Raw genomic sequence first — 16,202 nt, 5'->3', positions numbered from 1 at the left:
ACTTAAGTGTACTTTTTTTCCATGACAAGTACAAGATGCGATTGTCATTTTCAAAAAATGTCACACTTTGTTCACAAAACACCGAAAATAATATTTAAGGCCCGCCCCTCGCCGCTTTAACGCAGTGAAGGACGGGCCTTTTCAACAATTATTCTGCTTTCAGTGCTTCTTTCAGTTCAGGCTTGGAACGATCCCACATGCCCTTGTCATGGTTTTTAAGGAATTCTGCGAGAACCCCTTTTGACTTATCGTCCATTTGATCAACGATGATGTGACGCTTGATGGACTTATCCATATGATTTACGTGCTCAGGCATCGACTTGTAGCCTCTGCGCTTTTCTGGATTGACCACTAATTCACAAGCTGTCACCCCAGCATAATAAGGACCTTCATCCATGAGGTCGATCGTCACCCAGATCAGCCAGTACGGTTTACCGCCGGCTGAATCCTCGCGGTTATTCGTAAATTTGATCCTTTTTTCAATCGGGCTCCGCGCGTGCAGGGCACCTATTTCAATCGTCGCTTCCCCTTCTTCGACATCAATCATGACTGGAGAAACATTATCAAGACTCAACGATCCGACCCCGTAACCTCCGTGACCGTCAGTCGGATCACTTTTTATAATATTAAATCCGATATTCTTTTTCTTTTCCATCGTTACTCACTCCTATTAGCTAAAGATTGAAAAGATTGTTCCATAAATCGTGCTGAATGCCTGACCCGTCGCACTCATTCCTGTATTCAAGAAAGGCCAGATCGTATATTGATCAAGCGGTGTGATCACAAGGATCAGAAACAGCAGAATGCCGTATTGCTCAAACTGGCTCATTTTCACCCGGACATTGGGCGGCGACAGGTCTTCGATGATCCGGTACCCGTCCAGCGGAGGGAATGGCAGCAGGTTAAACACAAATAAGAGAATGTTCAACTCAACGATCATCTGAAGCAGATCGACGGCGAACGGAGGAACCCCTCCACCACTTACACCCACGAAAAAATAAAAGATTCCGAACGCGATGAACGCAATCAGGAAGTTACTCAGCGGACCCGCCGCCGATACCAGAATGCCCGCAAGCCTTGGGTTCTTAAACCGCGAACGCATCACCGGAACGGGCCTTGCCCATCCGAAGCCTGCAATCAGGATCAAGATCGTCCCGAACGGATCCAAGTGCTGAACAGGATTCAGCGTCAGTCTTCCCTGATCCTTCGCTGTCGTGTCCCCGAATTTGTAGGCCACATACGCATGCGCAAACTCATGGACCGTGAAGGCGAGCACCAATGCGATGACCACAAACGGAAGCTCTTCCAGCGAAAAGATTGAAACAGACTCAAACAAACTGCGAAAAGTATCCAAAATATATGTACTCCTTTAAAAATGTTTTACTTTCTTATTCAATAGTATACCGAAAAAGTCCTGCTCATGACTTTCATCATCCAAGCTTGCTTCCCCGCCCTTCTCCGATTACAGTAAAGTAGCAGGGTTCTACCCACGATTGTATCAAAATCAGAGATAAGGAGCGAATCATAATGCCTTACATTACCGTAAAAATGCTCGAAGGACGTTCAGAAGACCAAAAGAAAGCCCTCGTTGAAAAAGTCACACAGGCCGTCAGCGAAACGACCGGTGCCTCAGAAGACAAAATCGTCGTATTCATTGAAGAAATGACGAAGGGCCACTACGCAGTTGGCGGGAAGAGATTGAGTGATCAGTAGTTGCATGATGAAACACCCTTAAAGCAGATGCTTTGGGTGTTTTTATTTTTGGCTCACAGGTTTTGATATGGGGAGTTTGTCAGTTCTTAACGAGATTAATAAGGGGATATTACCTTGTTATTAACCTGTTACAGCTGTTGATTGGAGTGGAAGACGAAGACTCCTGCGGGAAAAGCGAAGCTGGGGAGACGTGTCCAGCTCCGGGGCTTAGAGGCACATGTCATAAGTCAACTCGTCCAAGAAGGCAAAGAACGCCTTCGTGGCCGATTCGCCTTATGCTCCCCGCCTCTGAGCAAAGCCCCTCCGCTTTTCTAACACACAGGAGCGCAGCGACGAGGAGGCTCCCTGCTCGCCCGCGGAAAGCGAAGTCTTCCACGGAAATCACCAGCGGTGTTCGAAGAGGACTTTTCGTATAAACAAAAAGACCGCCCTTCCCACAAGAGCAGTCCCTCCATCCAATTATTGAACAACCTTAACTTTCTTCAATCCGTCAATGTAGGCAAACGCCTCATCAATTTCTTCTTCCGTATACTTCTGCTTGCTTTTGAGCGTGAAAACCTTCTCGCAAACTTCTTCTTTAGAAAGATTATCAAAATATAAGACCGTCGATACGAGCTCCAAAAAGCGTGCGGACTGTCCGTTCATGTCCGTCAGGCAGTCCTTGAGGGACGGGATTTCCTTTTCATAGATGGAAAGGAATTCTTCCCCTTCTTTCGTGACGGTGTAACGATATTGGTAGTAGCCGCCTTTTTTCTCCCGCACTTCCGAGATGAACCCCATATTGCAGAGCTCCTCCACGCGCAGGGTCAACTCTTCTGAGTAAGGTCCGTAGAAATGGAACTGGAATTTTTCCTGAAACGGGAATGCCAGCTTCTTCGCGATGAAAATCATCTTCTGCAGCTTCTTTCTTCCCACCACTTCACCGGACGCTAAAAAGGCACTCATCAGTTTTGCATGTTCTTTCAACAATGTACGTCATCTCCTACTCCTAGTATTGCGTTTAGCAGATTCCCATTGGCTTTGGTGTCACGGCTGTTTTTTAAAAAAACAGCGCTCTTCTAAGATAGTTCCAGAATCGTACGGATCTGTCTCTTTATATTCTTCTTCGTTGATTCGTCGTATAGTAAATCCACTGGATAGTATAATTTATGGTCGGTTCTGCGCTTGCCCGAAATGGAATCCACGATATCCGATTCCCTCGAGAGCTCCCGAAGTTCGTCATTTCTCATTAAAAGATGGATCGGAAGACGTTCCTCTTCTTCACCCGGCCTGTAGAAATCGTAAGGAAGATCTGAAGATGAGTCCACAACCAGATAGTAATCGGGGTTGATTCCCGCTTTTTTGAATAAGGTCTCAAGCTCACTGTGCTTCTTATATTCCTTCGCCGGATCGAATTCGACATATTTAAAGAGATTGCGGTTCATGAATCTCTCGCATAAATCCCTCAGAATTCCATCCTCTTCTTCCTGCCAAATCTGAAAATAATACATAATCACCGATTCATCGAGCTTTAAGTAGTCTTGGAGTGCCACATCCCCTGTGAACAGGGAGTAAAAATGAAGGGGCTTCTGCTTGAAAGAGTATCCCGTTTCGTGAAGCTCCTTTGCTCTATGTAAAATCTTCGTCAGGATCACCTCTGCACTTCGCGTCACAGGGTGGAAGTAAACCTGCCAGTACATCTGGTAACGGCTCATAATGTAATCCTCAACAGCGTGCATCCCGCTCTGCTTGATCACGACCTGATCTTCACGGGGCCTCATCACGCGCAGGATCCGTTCCATATCGAAGTGACCGTAGCTGACACCGGTAAAATAAGCATCCCGCTGCAAGTAATCCATGCGGTCAGCATCGATCTGGCTCGAAATCAGGCTAACGACGAGTTTGTTCTCATACGTCTTCGCGATGACCTCAGCCACATGCTTCGGAAAATCCTTCCCGACTTTCGAGAGAACTCTATTCACTTCTGTATTCCCCAAAATGATCGCCTGGGTAAAATGCTCATGATCAAGGTGGAACACTTTTTCAAATGAATGTGAAAAAGGTCCGTGCCCGAGGTCATGAAGCAGCGCAGCACAAAGGGATAGCAGACGCTCATCCTGATCCCATTCAGGACGCCCATCGAAAACATCATCCACAATACGGCGGATGATTTCATACACCCCAAGGGAGTGGTTGAACCGGCTATGCTCTGCACCGTGGAAGGTCAGATACGTGGTTCCCAGCTGCCTGACCCTTCTGAGACGCTGAAACTCCTTCGTTCCAATCAGATCCCAAATCACGCGATCTTTTACATGAACATATCGATGAACAGGGTCTTTAAATACTTTTTCTTCATGTAATTTCTGCTTGGAATACTCCATCTTTTACCCTCTTCCTAAACTAGCATATTTCTATTATAGCGACTTTGTACCCGGTCTTCATCTCGAATTTTGTCGAAAAAAATATAAAAATGTCCCCTAAACACATCATACCGGGCACTCAAATCTCCTCAAAAAAATTTCATCCATTCACACCATCTTGACAAAAAATTTACACTCTTATCATAATTCTCTTCCCCATAAATAATTTCCTTTAACCACCAAACATAAACCTCCGCAGCCCAATGCCCGTCCCTCACCGCGCTAAAGCACCGCGGGACGGGCTTTTAGCACGTTAACGTGTCGAGGGACGGGCTTTCAACGCGTTAAAGTGACGAGGGACGGGAGTTTAGTGGTTTAAAGGGGAAAAGAAAAAACTCCCTAATCGGAAGTTTGTTGAAAACCATGCTTATTTCTTAATTTTCTTTTCGATCTTTTCCATTAGTTCTTCTTCCGTCAATGCCGCTACCGGACGATTATTGACAAAGGCGAATGTCTTTTTGCGTCCTGGACCACAATAGGACTGACATGCGATATCGATCGGTGCGTCAGGGTCCACCTCTTTTAATTTGGGAATCAAGGTCTTTAAGTTTACGGCCTGACAATCATCGCAAACCCGGAATTCGTTTGCCATCTGCCAACAACCCTTTCTATCTATTGAAATCATTTATTTTATGAAACATCGCTTTATAGAATACAGTTTTCTGCACGGATTTGCAAGAGAGTGTATTTTCCAGGTTGTGGTGATTCAATTGCAACGGGTCATTGATTATTGATGCAGTTGCGAGGATGGCCGCCTCTCGTAATAAATGGAGCTTGCGTTGGTTTAACCGAATCCAGCGTTTGATTGGAGTGGAAGACGAAGACTCCTGCGGGAAAAGCGAGACAGGTGAGACCCCGCAGGAGCGCAGCGACGAGGAGGCTCACCGGCCGCCCGCGGAAAGCGAAGTCTTCCACGGAAATCAATAAGCGGTAATTGAAGGAATGAACAACGAAACTACCAACTTCAAAAATTTTTTAACATATTCGTATAAAAATCTATAAAACTGCCCATCCTTTAATCAAAGAGTCATTTAAGTAAATTGATGGGAGTTGAGATGAGTATGATGAAAACAAGACAGGACGCCTGGACTGATGAAAATGATTTACTATTAGCCGAAACCGTCTTGCGTCATGTACGCGAAGGCAGTACGCAGCTAAACGCTTTTGAAGAAGTTGGGGATAAACTGAACCGCACATCCGCAGCCTGCGGGTTCCGCTGGAATGCAGTGGTGCGCCACCAGTATGAGAAAGCTCTTCAACTAGCAAAAAAACAACGCAAACAGCGCCACCGATTACTGGGGAAAGATCAAGGCGGAAAGAAGAAGCTATTATACAAGCCGCCTACACCTTCATATGAAGAACTGGATGCTATGTCTCTATCAATGGAGGAAGCGGAAGAGGAAATGGAGTTCCAGTTCGAAGATTATGTACCTGCAACCGAGCAGCTTTCACAAAATGCGCGTCAGCCGGAAGTGGAAGCTTCTGAACCTGTCGAAGAGCAAACCGTCGCACCACAGGCACAAGCCAGTAACCACATGGTGAATCCATCAGGCCTTCGCAGTGAAGTGACACTTGAAAAGGTGATCGCCTTCCTGCAAAACATGGCGCAATCAAGCATTAACTCGGATATCGTAAAAATCGAGAATCAGAGATTGAAGCACGAAATCGCGGAGATTAGAAGAGAAAACAAAGACCTTGAAAAGAAAGTCGCCGAGCTCGAAAACAACTCAGTCACGATGCAGGAAGACTACGAAACACTTATGCAAATCATGAACCGCGCCCGCAAGCTTGTCCTGTTCGACGAAGAAGGCGAAGCGAAAGCACCGCGCTTCAAGATGGACCGCAACGGGAATTTGGAAAAGGTCGCGGAGTAACATTTATAGTGATCCCCCCTTTTAATAGAGTTTCCAAGCCAGTATGCCTTTTTTCAATAAAGGGTGTACTGGCTTTTATTATTTCACGGGATTATGTAGGGTATTAGCCGCTCATTTCAAAGCAAGCGCCACTTTTATGTGCGATATTTGCGGATTTATGTGCGAAATTTTGAATATATGTGCGAAATCTCAAATTTATGTGCGATCTTTTTAATATATGTGCGAAACAGGACCATCCAGTTCAAATATACACTACGAGGTATACCCGACACTCACACCTTTAATAAAACCAGCTCTACCATTCTCCAATCTGACCATCACATCCATCCGATATTCTCAATAATTGTTAGAAAAACCGCCAATGCCCCCGCCAAACCAATCACCGGAAAAGCGAATAGTTTCTTAAATCGGATCCAGACTGAATCCGCCGCTGCTTAATCAAAATGGAAGACCGCAAAAAAGGACTGTACGACTTTTGATTCAATCCTTCGATATCCTGATTAAGTTTCATCAAGGCGTGGTAACTATACCTATGTACGTATTTATCTAATAGGAGGTAATAAAGATGGATCAGGTACAAACAGAAGATCAGAAAATGACAATGCCTCGAATCGGGGATCCAGCGCCAAAGTTTGAAGCAGCTACCAGCCGTGGAAATATAAGCTTGGAAGATTATAAAGGGAAGTGGGTTGTATTATTCTCGCATCCTTCTGATTTTACTCCTGTATGTACAACGGAGTTCGTTGCATTTCAAGAAATTCATCCAGACCTTAAACAGTTAAATACAGAACTCATCGGGTTAAGTGTCGATAGTGTGCCTTCTCATATTGCATGGATTAGAAGCATCGAAGAGAATTTCAATACTTCTATTGATTTTCCCGTTATTGCAGACCTGGATAGAAAGGTAGCGATGAAGTATGGAATGATCATGCCAGGAGAAAGCCAGGTAGAAACGAGCAGGGCGGTTTTTGTCATCGATGACAAGCAAATGATCCGATCGATCATCTATTATCCATTGACCACCGGGAGAAATATGCAGGAAATACTGAGACTGGTTAAAGCCCTGCAAGTAACTGATGAACATGGTGTTTCAACACCTGCCAATTGGCAGGAAGGCGATAAAGCGGTGGTTTCTCCTCCAAAATCACAGGAAGAAGCGGCACAAAGGGCAGAGGAAAAAGACATCGAGTATATCGACTGGTATATATCAAAAAAAGATATTTAAACAAACGAGGCTATCCTTACTTGGATAGTCTTTTATTTCCTCCACGATAAAAAAAGACCAAATGCACCAATCGGCCATTTGATCTTTATACTGCATATGAAGTTACCCCAAAACCTTCTCATTCCGTTCCACGACTCTTTGATAATACATTTCATACATCGTGTACTCTTCACCCTGAAGGGCACTGGAGTAAATCTCACCGCTTAGTGCCTTCAACGACTGCAGGAACCGAAGCATCACATCCTGCACGGAAAGTTCCACGCCGAGCAGCTCTGATAACGAAGCCATAACCTCAGGCTGAATGGACGGAAACGTAAATTTCGTCTGTTCACCCTTAAGGCCCATTTCATAAAATTGTCGGATCAATTCCGCCCGCTCCGAGCCGCTTCCATTGACGCACAGATAGATTTGAACCGCCACACCATTCCGGATGCGCCGCTGCGAAATCCCGGCGAACTTCCGGTCACGGATACTCAAGTCATAGCTCCCCGGACAGTACGACTCCGGGATTTCCTTCGCTTCCATCTCTACTTCAAAATCCTTGAACATCTCCTGCACAAGCAGCCACATGGCGTCGTAGCCCCGATTGATATCGATCCCTTTCTCAGAATCCGGGAACACCAAAGACAAATTCAGGACCCCTGCATCCAGTACAACCGCAAGACCCCCGGAATTCCGGACAATATATTGATAACCAGCTTCCTCCAACGTGTTTAACGCTTCAGAAAGAAACGGCAATTTCGTATCTTGTATACCAAGGACCACCGTCTGATGATGGACCCACGAACGTGCAGCCGGATCAGATTGAGCCGCTCCCACAGCCGTACACAACGTATCATCCATTGCAAAAGACTGCAGTGCACCGAACATCGGCCCGAGACTCGACTGATCAATCACTCTCCATCGTTCCTGACGGAGCAGTGCATACGCTTTTTCCTTATCCATAACGCTTCTCCTTCACTGAAAACATGCGGGTTTATTATAACATAAAATGGGGTTGGGAGTGCCTGGCTCTTGGCGGGGATTTGTCCGGGGCTGCGGGATTGTGCCTGGCACAAATAGGGCGATTTGTTCCTGGCACAGATCCTCTTATTTGAGCCTGGCTCAATCCGGTCAAAACGAGCCTGGCTCAGATTGCCCACTTTGAGCCTGGCTCAAATCAACCCAATCGAGCCAGGCACCACCCTCATATGATGGGTGTACCAGGTACAAACCCTTTCACTTGTACCTGGTACAAAAAAGCCACATTGTACCCGCTACAAATCAACCCCAATGTACCTGGTACACACCCCACGCCCCCACAAAAAAAGCCGGACCCCAAAAAGAGTCCAGCTTTCCGCAACACAAGCAATTACAGCGCCTGAGCAGCCGTAATCAATGCCAGCTTATACACATCTTCCTCATTACATCCGCGGGAAAGATCGTTCACAGGAGCGTTCAATCCTTGAAGGATCGGACCTACTGCTTCGAAGTTTCCTAGGCGCTGAGCGATTTTGTAGCCGATGTTACCCGCTTCCAGGCTCGGGAATACGAAAACGTTCGCATTTCCTTGAATGTCTGCGCCGGGAGCTTTTTTCTCTGCAACAGATGGAACGAATGCTGCGTCGAATTGGAATTCACCGTCTACTGTAAGTTCAGGAGACTTTTCTTTTGCAATCGTCACGGCTTCGACCACTTTTTCCGTTTCTGCTGATTTAGCAGATCCTTTTGTGGAGAAGCTCAGCATCGCAACACGCGGGTCGATGTCGAACATGCCTGCTGTCTTTGCACTTTCAACCGCGATTTCAGCCAGGTCCTGGCTGTCAGGTGAAATGTTGATCGCACAGTCGGCGAATACGTATTTCTCCTCACCGCGCACCATGATGAATACGCCTGATGTCTTGCGTACGCCTTCTTTTGTCTTGATGATTTGAAGAGCAGGGCGGACCGTGTCAGCCGTTGAATGGGCAGCACCGCTCACAAGTCCGTGTGCTTGTCCAGTGTACACAAGCATCGTTCCGAAGTAATTGCCGTCGAGAAGGATTTTCTTCGCGTTTTCTTCTGTCGCTTTCCCTTTACGGCGCTCAACGAAGCTTTTCACTAGGTCGTCCATGCCATCGAATAATGCAGGGTCAATCAGTTCGCAACCTTCAAGCTTCACACCTGATTGGTCTGCCACCGCTTGAATTTCATCTACATTCCCTACGACGATGGGAGTCAATACTCCGTCGCTTGCGAGACGGGAAGCCGCGCGCAGAATACGTTCATCCTTGCCTTCTGGAAAAACGATCTTCAGTTCTTTGCCTTTGATTTTATCTGTCAGTGTCGTAAATAAGTTACTCAATAGAGGAACCTCCTTGATTTATACATATCCATTCTTAGAATACTCTACTCATATAGGAATTCAAGGAAAAGGAAAAATGAATTCGGTTACACTATTAAAGTCTTTGTTTTCAAAAAACTTCCCTTTTCCTTTCACCCTCCCTATACCCGGTACATCATGTAAACATTCCACTCCATAAACACATCTTAGTGTGTTCTGTAAAAACGCTTCCTATCCCATAATTGTGCCATTTTAGCGACATTTGGGTTTCTCATTCCTCTTCTTTGACCAAACTATGATATAGTGAAAATGAAAAGAACTTGAAGGAGTGATTGAACATGCCAGAACCAGCACAAACATTGGACGGTTGGTATTCACTGCATGATTTCCGTGCGATCGATTGGACGACATGGAAGATGCTTCCGAGTGAAGAAAGAGCAACGGCGATTGCTGAATTTCACCGTTTCTTAGATAAGTTAAACAGTACGCAGGCTGCAAAAGAAGGAAGCCATGCCCTTTACACGATCGTTGGGCAAAAAGCGGACTTCATGATGATGATCCTTCGTCCTACGATGGAAGAATTGAATGAAATCGAAAATGAATTCAACAAGCTTAAAATCGCTGAATTCACGATTCCAACATTCTCTTATGTATCAGTCGTTGAGCTTGGAAACTATATGCCTACTGAGGGCGATCCTTATGAGAACCCTTATGTTCAGGAGCGCATCTACCCGATCCTTCCGAAAGCGAAGCATGTCTGCTTCTATCCGATGGACAAGCGCCGCCAGGGCAATGACAACTGGTACATGCTCCCGATGGACGAGCGCCGTTCATTGATGAAGAGCCACGGAATGATCGGCCGTCAATATGCAGGCAAGGTCAAGCAAATCATTACCGGTTCTGTCGGTTTTGACGATTATGAGTGGGGCGTTACGCTATTTGCAGATGACGTTCTTCAATTCAAAAAGCTTGTATATGAAATGCGTTTCGATGAAGTGAGCGCACGCTACGGCGAATTCGGTGCATTCTATGTCGGTAACCTATTAGAAGAAGACGGGATTTCAAAGTTTCTTCATGTATAAATTGTTTTTAATGGAAAGCACGGAGACATCGATCTCCGTGCTTTTTTTACCTGAAAAGCTGCCTCAACCACGAAGCAGCTCAACATCTTTATTTTATTTCAATCGTATTCAGCATCTTCAACATCTCAGGAACAATTCCCTCCGACTCCTCCGCATTCCGATAATGAATCGTAAATTTCAACAGGACGCCATCCACCTTTTTCAAAACGATATTCTTCTGGGTGTCTGAATTGTGTGCATGCAGCAAAAACTCAGCACCTTTGTAGAATGGCAATGAATTGTCCGTCCTGAGTTCGGTGACCTCGCCCAGACTCGCAAGCTCAACTTGTGCATGATTCTTTACGGTACGGATATCCGCATTGGAATCCAACACTTCTATCCTGGCAAAATAGTCATCATCATTGGCAGATTGAAGGATGAATCTTCGCGGTTCTTCTGCAGTGTAGTAGTACCCGATATGAGGCGTTAAGCCCGGAACGACCTTATCTGCATCATAACCCTGTGCTTTGTCAGCGGCAGTCTTATTAACCATTAATACTTGACCGGCAAAAATCAGGGTGCTATTCAACCCATTCCTTCTCTTCAGTTCTTCTACGGTCAATCCATATTTCTTGCTGATTCCCCACATTGTATCGCCCGGTCTGACTAATACAACCGTTGGAATTTCAAGCTTCTGCCCGATATTAATGGTATCTGACTTCAGCATATTCACGTGCTTCAATTGCCCGACTGTACTGGTATGCTTTTTCGCCAGGTTCCATAACGTGTCGCCTTTTTTGACGGTGATCACTTTTTTGACCTGAAGCTTATCACCTGCATAAATCAAGCTTGAATCCAGGTTGTTTCCTTCCTTCAGTTGGTCCACTGTCATTCCGTACTTTTTCGACAGACTCCAGAGTGTATCTCCTTTTTGGATCAGATGGAAGCCTGCCGCCCCTGCACTGGAGACACTCAGCGCAGATATGGTCAAAGCCAGGGCAGCTGATTTGAAAAATTTCCCTTTCTTCATAGTAATCCCCCATTTTGGTTTCTCATGATGTTCTTCCCTGCACCTTATTAGACGGCTGAAAAAAACCGCAAGTTACATGAAGATGAGCCTATTTTAAAGGATTTAGAAAAGCAGGCTGTATTATACATGGCAGTTGATTCACCCGGTCATCATCAGGAGGTTTTTTATCTGACTAAATGTAAGAATATCTTTTCCCGATGGAACATAGACATGAAATAGTGAGACAGAATGCATCTTCTAAAGTGAGGTGGGAAGATGGCTGTTGTTCCTTTTAACGAGAAGGAAGTGAAGCTCCTCGCTCGATTGATGAGGGCCGAAGCCGAGGGTGATGGTCAGCTCGGGATGCTGATGGTTGGAAACACGGGAGTCAACCGAGTAAGGGTAAGATGCCTGGACTTCAAAGATATCAATACGATCCAGAGAATGGTGTTTCAAAAACCTGGAGGATTCGAAGCTACACAAAAGGGTTATTTCTATCAACGGGCCAGGGAGAAAGATATCAATCTTGCCAGAAGGTCGATAAGAGGAGAAAGAACTCATCCTGCTTCAAATTCATTATGGTTCTTCCGGCCGGAAGGAAACTGTCCCGACAAATGGTTTAATCAGTCCAATTCAGGCCGCTTCAAGTCACATTGTTTTTTCATTCCAACCAGACAAGATTGTCCAAAAGCCTATTAAACTGCCAGGCTCTCTTTAGGCAGAAACGTAAAAATCATGATTTCCAAGGAGGTATATCACTTGTCAAATCAAGAATTCAACCCATATTACCAAGGGTATCAAGCGTATGATCCTTATCGTCAATACTACGGAGGCGGCATGAAGGGGCAAGGCCAGGTTCAGGGTGCCCAGCAGGTCCAGGGGCAATATAACGCCATTCAGCCCCCTGCACAGCAAAATGCCCCGGGACCATCGCAGAACATTCCCGGCATGCTCCCTGTAGAGGAATCCTATATCGAGAACATCCTGCGCCTGAATAAAGGGAAAGTGGCGACCGTTTATGCGACATTTGAAAATAACACAGAATGGAATGCGAAAGTATTCAAAGGCGTCATCGAAGCCGCCGGCCGAGATCACCTTATTTTAAGTGACCCCCAAACCGGTATGCGTTACCTGATCCCAATGATTTACTTAGACTACATCACATTCGATGAAGAAATCGAATACGAATATCCATTCAACGGAACCGGATTGACAAGCTATTCACCACGGTAACCCCACCTTCAAGTGTTCAAAATCCAATTTTGAACACTTTTTATTTTGAAGGCCCGTCCCTCGTTGCTTTAACGCAACGAGGGACGGGCCTTCTTTTACAAGCGAAACCAGCCAATCAAAAAAAGACCGACTCCATTTTTCAGAGTCAGCCTTCACTATCATTACATCGTTTTTGCAGCAAAAATCACCAGCAGGATCCATCCGGCAAGGAAGCTCACTCCGCCGAACGGCGTGATGGCCCCAAGGATTTTGATGCCGGATATGCTCAGGACATACAGACTTCCCGAGAATAAAATCGTTCCGATCAGCATCAGCCAGCCTGACCAGGACAGCAGTGACGTCGGGGAAACCGTCCCCATCAGGACACCTATGATGATGATGCCGATCGCATGGAACATTTGATAAAGAACCCCGGTATTCCACGTGTCTATGTATTTCTTCTCGATCTTGCCTTCCAGTGCATGGGCACCGAACGCCCCGAGTCCAACTGACAGGAACGCACTCAGCGCCCCGATGATAATAAATGTTTTCATCGTTCTACTCCTCCGCTTATATTAAAACTCTATCAACCTGCAATGTTGAATAGGCTAAGTGGGAGAATCCGCTCCCTTAAATGGGACCCGCAGTCTTCTTCCACTACTTGTGTAAACCACCCGTTATCAAAAATCAAATAATGAATCTCCATTGGCTCCATCGCCTGTCTCCAGCGGTTCTTCTTTAGGGACCGACACCTGTCTCTGGACAGGCTGTTGCTGCTGGGGAACGAATGGGACTGCCTGCTGTGACGGAACAGGGACAGTATAGCTGCCTCCTTGATTGTTCTCTTCCAGCAGCACTTCGCATAACACTTTAATCGAATTTATATGCTCTCGGACCTGCTGAGATTTTTCGGCAGATTTCGCTTTACCCAATTCATGTTCGATCCTTTTGATCACACTTTGATGAGGAATATTCATCCCTTGCCTCCTTTCAACTTGCAAAAGCTATCGTTCGTTATCTACTACATAATCCTAATTCTAATTCGAAGAATAATCAAATCTGTTTCTTCATTTTGATTTAGGCGAGAACTTCAAACATGGACTGCCTGATGACTGGAGGACGACCATGGACGGCATCGCTTTCGTCTTAAAGCCGTATCCCTTGCATCCCCTCGGATGAGACGGTTCCCACGTGGTATAAAAATAGCGGCACTGAAAGCAATTGACTCGCTTTTCATTTTTCACCAGATTCGCCTCCCGAAGCTAACTAAAACCCCTCTCATACTTGCGGATAGAGGGGTTCAGATATGTTTCACGTGAAACAACTTTCTCAATAGCTGTTTTTCGTATTTACACCAAGTTTTTAATCTAAAACGACATAATCAGCGAAAAGAGCATCATTCAATACACCAATCAATTTCATCCATCCCTTGCTCTTTTAAAAATTGATTCGCCTTAGAATAAGGCTTGCTCCCGAAGAAACCGCGGTGAGCAGACAGCGGACTCGGATGAGGGGCGGCAATGATTTTATGCCTGTATTCATCGATCAGTGACCGCTTGCTCTGAGCCGGTTTTCCCCATAAAAGGAACACCATCGGCTTTTCTCGCTCATTTAATAGAGTGATAACCTTATCGGTAAACTGCTCCCACCCTTTACCACGGTGAGAGTTAGCCTTCCCTTCCTCGACCGTCAAGACGGTGTTTAACAGCAGAACACCCTGCTCCGCCCATTTTATAAGCGAACCGTGCGCTGGGATATCGCACCCGATATCTTGATGAAGCTCTTTATACATATTGCGCAGGGACGGAGGCGGTTTGATTTCTTTTTTTACGGAAAAACTGAGCCCCTCCGCCTGATTCGGCCCGTGATAAGGGTCCTGTCCAAGCAGGACGACCTTCACATCCTGATAAGCCGTATAATGAAACGCATTGAAGATGTCATACATGGACGGATACGTGTTCGCCGAATGATATTCTCCCTTTAACCACTCTCTTAATTTCAGATAATAGTCTTTCCGGAGCTCTTCCTCCAGAATCTCAGACCAATCATTTTCAAAAATAGCAGAAGACAATGCGAGACATCCTTTCTAGTCCTGATAAGTAATCGTCACTTTATAACCTAATTGTTCAAAGAATCCCTTTAACGATTTTTCGGCATTTTTCTCTGCAGCCTGCAAGAGGCCTTGTTCAATCGCTTCCTGGCTGATCAAATCCTTTGCGACTTCTGCAAGGGCAAACCCTTCATTCCAATCGACATCGCTCCTGAAAACCCCTTCCACTGAAAATGTTTTGATCTTTTCAGTGTCGATCGATGGTTCGTGCAGGATCTCCGCACGCGGCAGCGTCAGCTGAATCTCTTTCTTCTCTTCATCGACCACTATATCGTTTTTATCGATCTGCTGTAAATCCACGCCTGCGAGCACCGACCCCGGCACCACCATCAACAGCTTCCGTTTGGTGCCCGGAATGTCAGCACTGATATCTTTTCCGAATAACTGATTATCCTCCTGCTCGATGACTGCTTTCACAAATCCTTGAGCCGTCGCCAGCGAACTCATTTCCTGAATGCGCTCAACAAACGCCCCTTTTTCCTCTGTAAAAGTAGAGCCCCCGAGCCATACATACATCCCGATGGCGGTTCCCCCTACCAAAACAATGAGCAAAAGCAGAATGAGAAGTAACCGATTCTTCCAAAAAGAAAGAACCGAGGTCATCAGCTTCCATGAATTCCTGTTGCTTCTTGTTCTATGATTAACAGCCACCGCAGCGCTAGCTTCTCTCTCATTCGCTTTTAACTCTTCCAAAATCCTTTCCATCTGTCGAATCTTTTCATTTTGTGTACTCACACACTTCACCATCCTCCCTTCTATTATAAGAAAATCTGTCGAATCTTGGAAACAATTATTCTCGTAAATAACACTGCTATATTATGGAAGTTTTAATCTGTTCACAGCGGGAAAAGCTTAAATAAGACAGCAAAACGAAATTTTTCAGGAGGTTGAGAATGTATGTATAAAGTAGAAGTCGTTGAAAATGTAGTCGGAGCAAAAACAAAAATCGAGACGTTAACAGCAGAAGGATACACGAAAGACGATATTTATGTCTTTGCGCACGACAAACATCGTTCCGAAGACATCACTGAAGGAACAGGTACCGAATCAATCGGCGTAAAAGAACAGGGAATCATCGAAAGCATGGGAAATCTGTTCAAAAGCCGCGGAGACGAGCTTCGTGCCAAGATGAAAGCAGTCGGCATGAACCGCACGGAAGCCGAAACCTACGAAGAAGAACTCGACAAAGGTAAACTGGTCATCGTCGCATCCAAAGAAGCAAGAGCAAACAATACAAATCCATTCTAATGAAACAGAAGGCCCGTCCCTCATTGCTTTAAAGCAGCGAGGGACGGGC

At 45.6% G+C, this 16,202-nt stretch carries 20 protein-coding genes; 7 read left to right on the top strand and 13 right to left on the bottom strand.

Annotation, left to right across the window (positions count from 1 at the left end; genetic code table 11):
* Nucleotides 1–148: 148 nt before the first annotated feature.
* Nucleotides 149–655: a YwhD family protein gene (locus AAEO50_RS11890; protein ID WP_341983847.1), complete on the bottom strand. Its 507-nt coding sequence runs from the start codon at nt 653–655 to the stop codon at nt 149–151.
* 15 nt (nt 656–670) lie between these two features.
* Nucleotides 671–1,354, bottom strand: coding sequence for a site-2 protease family protein (locus AAEO50_RS11885; protein ID WP_341983845.1), 684 nt, complete (start codon nt 1,352–1,354; stop codon nt 671–673).
* A 173-nt stretch (nt 1,355–1,527) separates the two neighbouring features.
* Between AAEO50_RS11885 and AAEO50_RS11880 the strand changes: the two genes are divergently transcribed.
* A complete protein-coding gene (locus tag AAEO50_RS11880; RefSeq protein WP_032086972.1) occupies nt 1,528–1,713 on the top strand; it encodes a 2-hydroxymuconate tautomerase in 186 nt (61 codons plus the stop codon).
* 459 nt (nt 1,714–2,172) lie between these two features.
* Here the strand turns inward: AAEO50_RS11880 and AAEO50_RS11875 are convergent, their stop codons facing one another.
* The 3 genes from AAEO50_RS11875 to AAEO50_RS11865 form a co-directional block, all read right to left on the bottom strand.
* Complete coding sequence (locus tag AAEO50_RS11875; protein ID WP_341983842.1) at nt 2,173–2,682, bottom strand: YwgA family protein; 510 nt, start codon at nt 2,680–2,682, stop codon at nt 2,173–2,175.
* An 89-nt stretch (nt 2,683–2,771) separates the two neighbouring features.
* Nucleotides 2,772–4,073 (bottom strand): HD domain-containing protein, encoded by a 1,302-nt coding sequence (locus tag AAEO50_RS11870; RefSeq protein ID WP_341983840.1) that lies wholly within the window; start codon nt 4,071–4,073, stop codon nt 2,772–2,774.
* A 406-nt stretch (nt 4,074–4,479) separates the two neighbouring features.
* Nucleotides 4,480–4,704: a DUF1450 domain-containing protein gene (locus tag AAEO50_RS11865; protein ID WP_341983838.1), complete on the bottom strand. Its 225-nt coding sequence runs from the start codon at nt 4,702–4,704 to the stop codon at nt 4,480–4,482.
* 472 nt (nt 4,705–5,176) lie between these two features.
* Between AAEO50_RS11865 and AAEO50_RS11860 the strand changes: the two genes are divergently transcribed.
* Both AAEO50_RS11860 and AAEO50_RS11855 read left to right on the top strand, forming a co-directional pair.
* Entirely contained in the window at nt 5,177–5,986 is an 810-nt protein-coding gene (locus AAEO50_RS11860) for an RsfA family transcriptional regulator (RefSeq protein ID WP_341983905.1), read from the top strand.
* Between the two features lie 565 nt (nt 5,987–6,551).
* Nucleotides 6,552–7,211: a peroxiredoxin gene (locus tag AAEO50_RS11855; RefSeq protein ID WP_341983836.1), complete on the top strand. Its 660-nt coding sequence runs from the start codon at nt 6,552–6,554 to the stop codon at nt 7,209–7,211.
* A gap of 102 nt (nt 7,212–7,313) precedes the next feature.
* Here the strand turns inward: AAEO50_RS11855 and AAEO50_RS11850 are convergent, their stop codons facing one another.
* A complete protein-coding gene (locus tag AAEO50_RS11850; RefSeq protein ID WP_341983834.1) occupies nt 7,314–8,156 on the bottom strand; it encodes a lipoate--protein ligase family protein in 843 nt (280 codons plus the stop codon).
* A 406-nt stretch (nt 8,157–8,562) separates the two neighbouring features.
* A complete protein-coding gene (gene pta / locus AAEO50_RS11845) occupies nt 8,563–9,534 on the bottom strand; it encodes a phosphate acetyltransferase (RefSeq protein WP_341983832.1) in 972 nt (323 codons plus the stop codon).
* Between the two features lie 317 nt (nt 9,535–9,851).
* Here pta and hemQ point away from each other — a divergent pair, with 317 nt between their 5' ends.
* Nucleotides 9,852–10,595, top strand: a complete 744-nt coding sequence (hemQ, locus tag AAEO50_RS11840) for a hydrogen peroxide-dependent heme synthase (RefSeq protein ID WP_341983830.1) — start codon at nt 9,852–9,854, stop codon at nt 10,593–10,595.
* A gap of 88 nt (nt 10,596–10,683) precedes the next feature.
* On the opposite strand, the gene AAEO50_RS11835 is transcribed toward hemQ, so the two are convergent.
* Nucleotides 10,684–11,604 (bottom strand): LysM peptidoglycan-binding domain-containing protein, encoded by a 921-nt coding sequence (locus AAEO50_RS11835; RefSeq protein WP_341983828.1) that lies wholly within the window; start codon nt 11,602–11,604, stop codon nt 10,684–10,686.
* Nucleotides 11,605–11,859: 255 nt separating this feature from the next.
* Between AAEO50_RS11835 and AAEO50_RS11830 the strand changes: the two genes are divergently transcribed.
* Nucleotides 11,860–12,282, top strand: coding sequence for a cell wall hydrolase (locus AAEO50_RS11830; protein WP_341983826.1), 423 nt, complete (start codon nt 11,860–11,862; stop codon nt 12,280–12,282).
* Nucleotides 12,283–12,318: 36 nt separating this feature from the next.
* Nucleotides 12,319–12,816 (top strand): spore coat protein GerQ, encoded by a 498-nt coding sequence (gerQ, locus tag AAEO50_RS11825; RefSeq protein WP_425383194.1) that lies wholly within the window; start codon nt 12,319–12,321, stop codon nt 12,814–12,816.
* Between the two features lie 161 nt (nt 12,817–12,977).
* On the opposite strand, the gene AAEO50_RS11820 is transcribed toward gerQ, so the two are convergent.
* The 5 genes from AAEO50_RS11820 to AAEO50_RS11800 all read right to left on the bottom strand — a co-directional run bounded on the left by AAEO50_RS11820 (nt 12,978) and on the right by AAEO50_RS11800 (nt 15,640).
* Nucleotides 12,978–13,349 carry a DUF423 domain-containing protein gene (locus AAEO50_RS11820; protein WP_175989961.1) on the bottom strand — a complete coding sequence of 124 codons (372 nt, stop codon included), beginning with the start codon at nt 13,347–13,349 and terminating at the stop codon, nt 12,978–12,980.
* Nucleotides 13,350–13,475: 126 nt separating this feature from the next.
* The gene (locus tag AAEO50_RS11815) at nt 13,476–13,772 is read right to left on the bottom strand and encodes a YwdI family protein (RefSeq protein WP_341983821.1); all 297 of its coding nucleotides are present in this window, start codon (nt 13,770–13,772) and stop codon (nt 13,476–13,478) included.
* 90 nt (nt 13,773–13,862) lie between these two features.
* Nucleotides 13,863–14,039 (bottom strand): uracil-DNA glycosylase, encoded by a 177-nt coding sequence (locus AAEO50_RS11810; RefSeq protein WP_341983820.1) that lies wholly within the window; start codon nt 14,037–14,039, stop codon nt 13,863–13,865.
* A 152-nt stretch (nt 14,040–14,191) separates the two neighbouring features.
* Nucleotides 14,192–14,866: a uracil-DNA glycosylase gene (locus AAEO50_RS11805; RefSeq protein ID WP_341983818.1), complete on the bottom strand. Its 675-nt coding sequence runs from the start codon at nt 14,864–14,866 to the stop codon at nt 14,192–14,194.
* 15 nt (nt 14,867–14,881) lie between these two features.
* Nucleotides 14,882–15,640 carry a DUF4230 domain-containing protein gene (locus AAEO50_RS11800; protein ID WP_341983816.1) on the bottom strand — a complete coding sequence of 253 codons (759 nt, stop codon included), beginning with the start codon at nt 15,638–15,640 and terminating at the stop codon, nt 14,882–14,884.
* Between the two features lie 162 nt (nt 15,641–15,802).
* Here AAEO50_RS11800 and AAEO50_RS11795 point away from each other — a divergent pair, with 162 nt between their 5' ends.
* Nucleotides 15,803–16,153: a general stress protein gene (locus tag AAEO50_RS11795; RefSeq protein WP_341983814.1), complete on the top strand. Its 351-nt coding sequence runs from the start codon at nt 15,803–15,805 to the stop codon at nt 16,151–16,153.
* The last annotated feature ends 49 nt before the right edge of the window (nt 16,154–16,202 follow it).

This window comes from Rossellomorea oryzaecorticis (genome assembly GCF_038405515.1).
Classification (GTDB): domain Bacteria; phylum Bacillota; class Bacilli; order Bacillales; family Bacillaceae_B; genus Rossellomorea; species Rossellomorea oryzaecorticis_A.
This window is presented reverse-complemented; position numbering and strand designations above follow the sequence as displayed.

What these genes read in the sequence shown, in the direction of transcription:
- AAEO50_RS11890 (WP_341983847.1), bottom strand. Translation starts at nt 655, where the DNA reads ATGGAAAAGAAAAAGAATATCGGATTTAATATTATAAAAAGTGATCCG.
- AAEO50_RS11880 (WP_032086972.1), top strand. Translation starts at nt 1,528, where the DNA reads ATGCCTTACATTACCGTAAAAATGCTCGAAGGACGTTCAGAAGACCAA.
- AAEO50_RS11870 (WP_341983840.1), bottom strand. Translation starts at nt 4,073, where the DNA reads ATGGAGTATTCCAAGCAGAAATTACATGAAGAAAAAGTATTTAAAGAC.
- AAEO50_RS11865 (WP_341983838.1), bottom strand. Translation starts at nt 4,704, where the DNA reads ATGGCAAACGAATTCCGGGTTTGCGATGATTGTCAGGCCGTAAACTTA.
- AAEO50_RS11860 (WP_341983905.1), top strand. Translation starts at nt 5,177, where the DNA reads ATGAAAACAAGACAGGACGCCTGGACTGATGAAAATGATTTACTATTA.
- AAEO50_RS11855 (WP_341983836.1), top strand. Translation starts at nt 6,552, where the DNA reads ATGGATCAGGTACAAACAGAAGATCAGAAAATGACAATGCCTCGAATC.
- AAEO50_RS11850 (WP_341983834.1), bottom strand. Translation starts at nt 8,156, where the DNA reads ATGGATAAGGAAAAAGCGTATGCACTGCTCCGTCAGGAACGATGGAGA.
- hemQ (WP_341983830.1), top strand. Translation starts at nt 9,852, where the DNA reads ATGCCAGAACCAGCACAAACATTGGACGGTTGGTATTCACTGCATGAT.
- AAEO50_RS11835 (WP_341983828.1), bottom strand. Translation starts at nt 11,604, where the DNA reads ATGAAGAAAGGGAAATTTTTCAAATCAGCTGCCCTGGCTTTGACCATA.
- AAEO50_RS11830 (WP_341983826.1), top strand. Translation starts at nt 11,860, where the DNA reads ATGGCTGTTGTTCCTTTTAACGAGAAGGAAGTGAAGCTCCTCGCTCGA.
- gerQ (WP_425383194.1), top strand. Translation starts at nt 12,319, where the DNA reads ATGATTTCCAAGGAGGTATATCACTTGTCAAATCAAGAATTCAACCCA.
- AAEO50_RS11820 (WP_175989961.1), bottom strand. Translation starts at nt 13,349, where the DNA reads ATGAAAACATTTATTATCATCGGGGCGCTGAGTGCGTTCCTGTCAGTT.
- AAEO50_RS11815 (WP_341983821.1), bottom strand. Translation starts at nt 13,772, where the DNA reads ATGAATATTCCTCATCAAAGTGTGATCAAAAGGATCGAACATGAATTG.
- AAEO50_RS11795 (WP_341983814.1), top strand. Translation starts at nt 15,803, where the DNA reads ATGTATAAAGTAGAAGTCGTTGAAAATGTAGTCGGAGCAAAAACAAAA.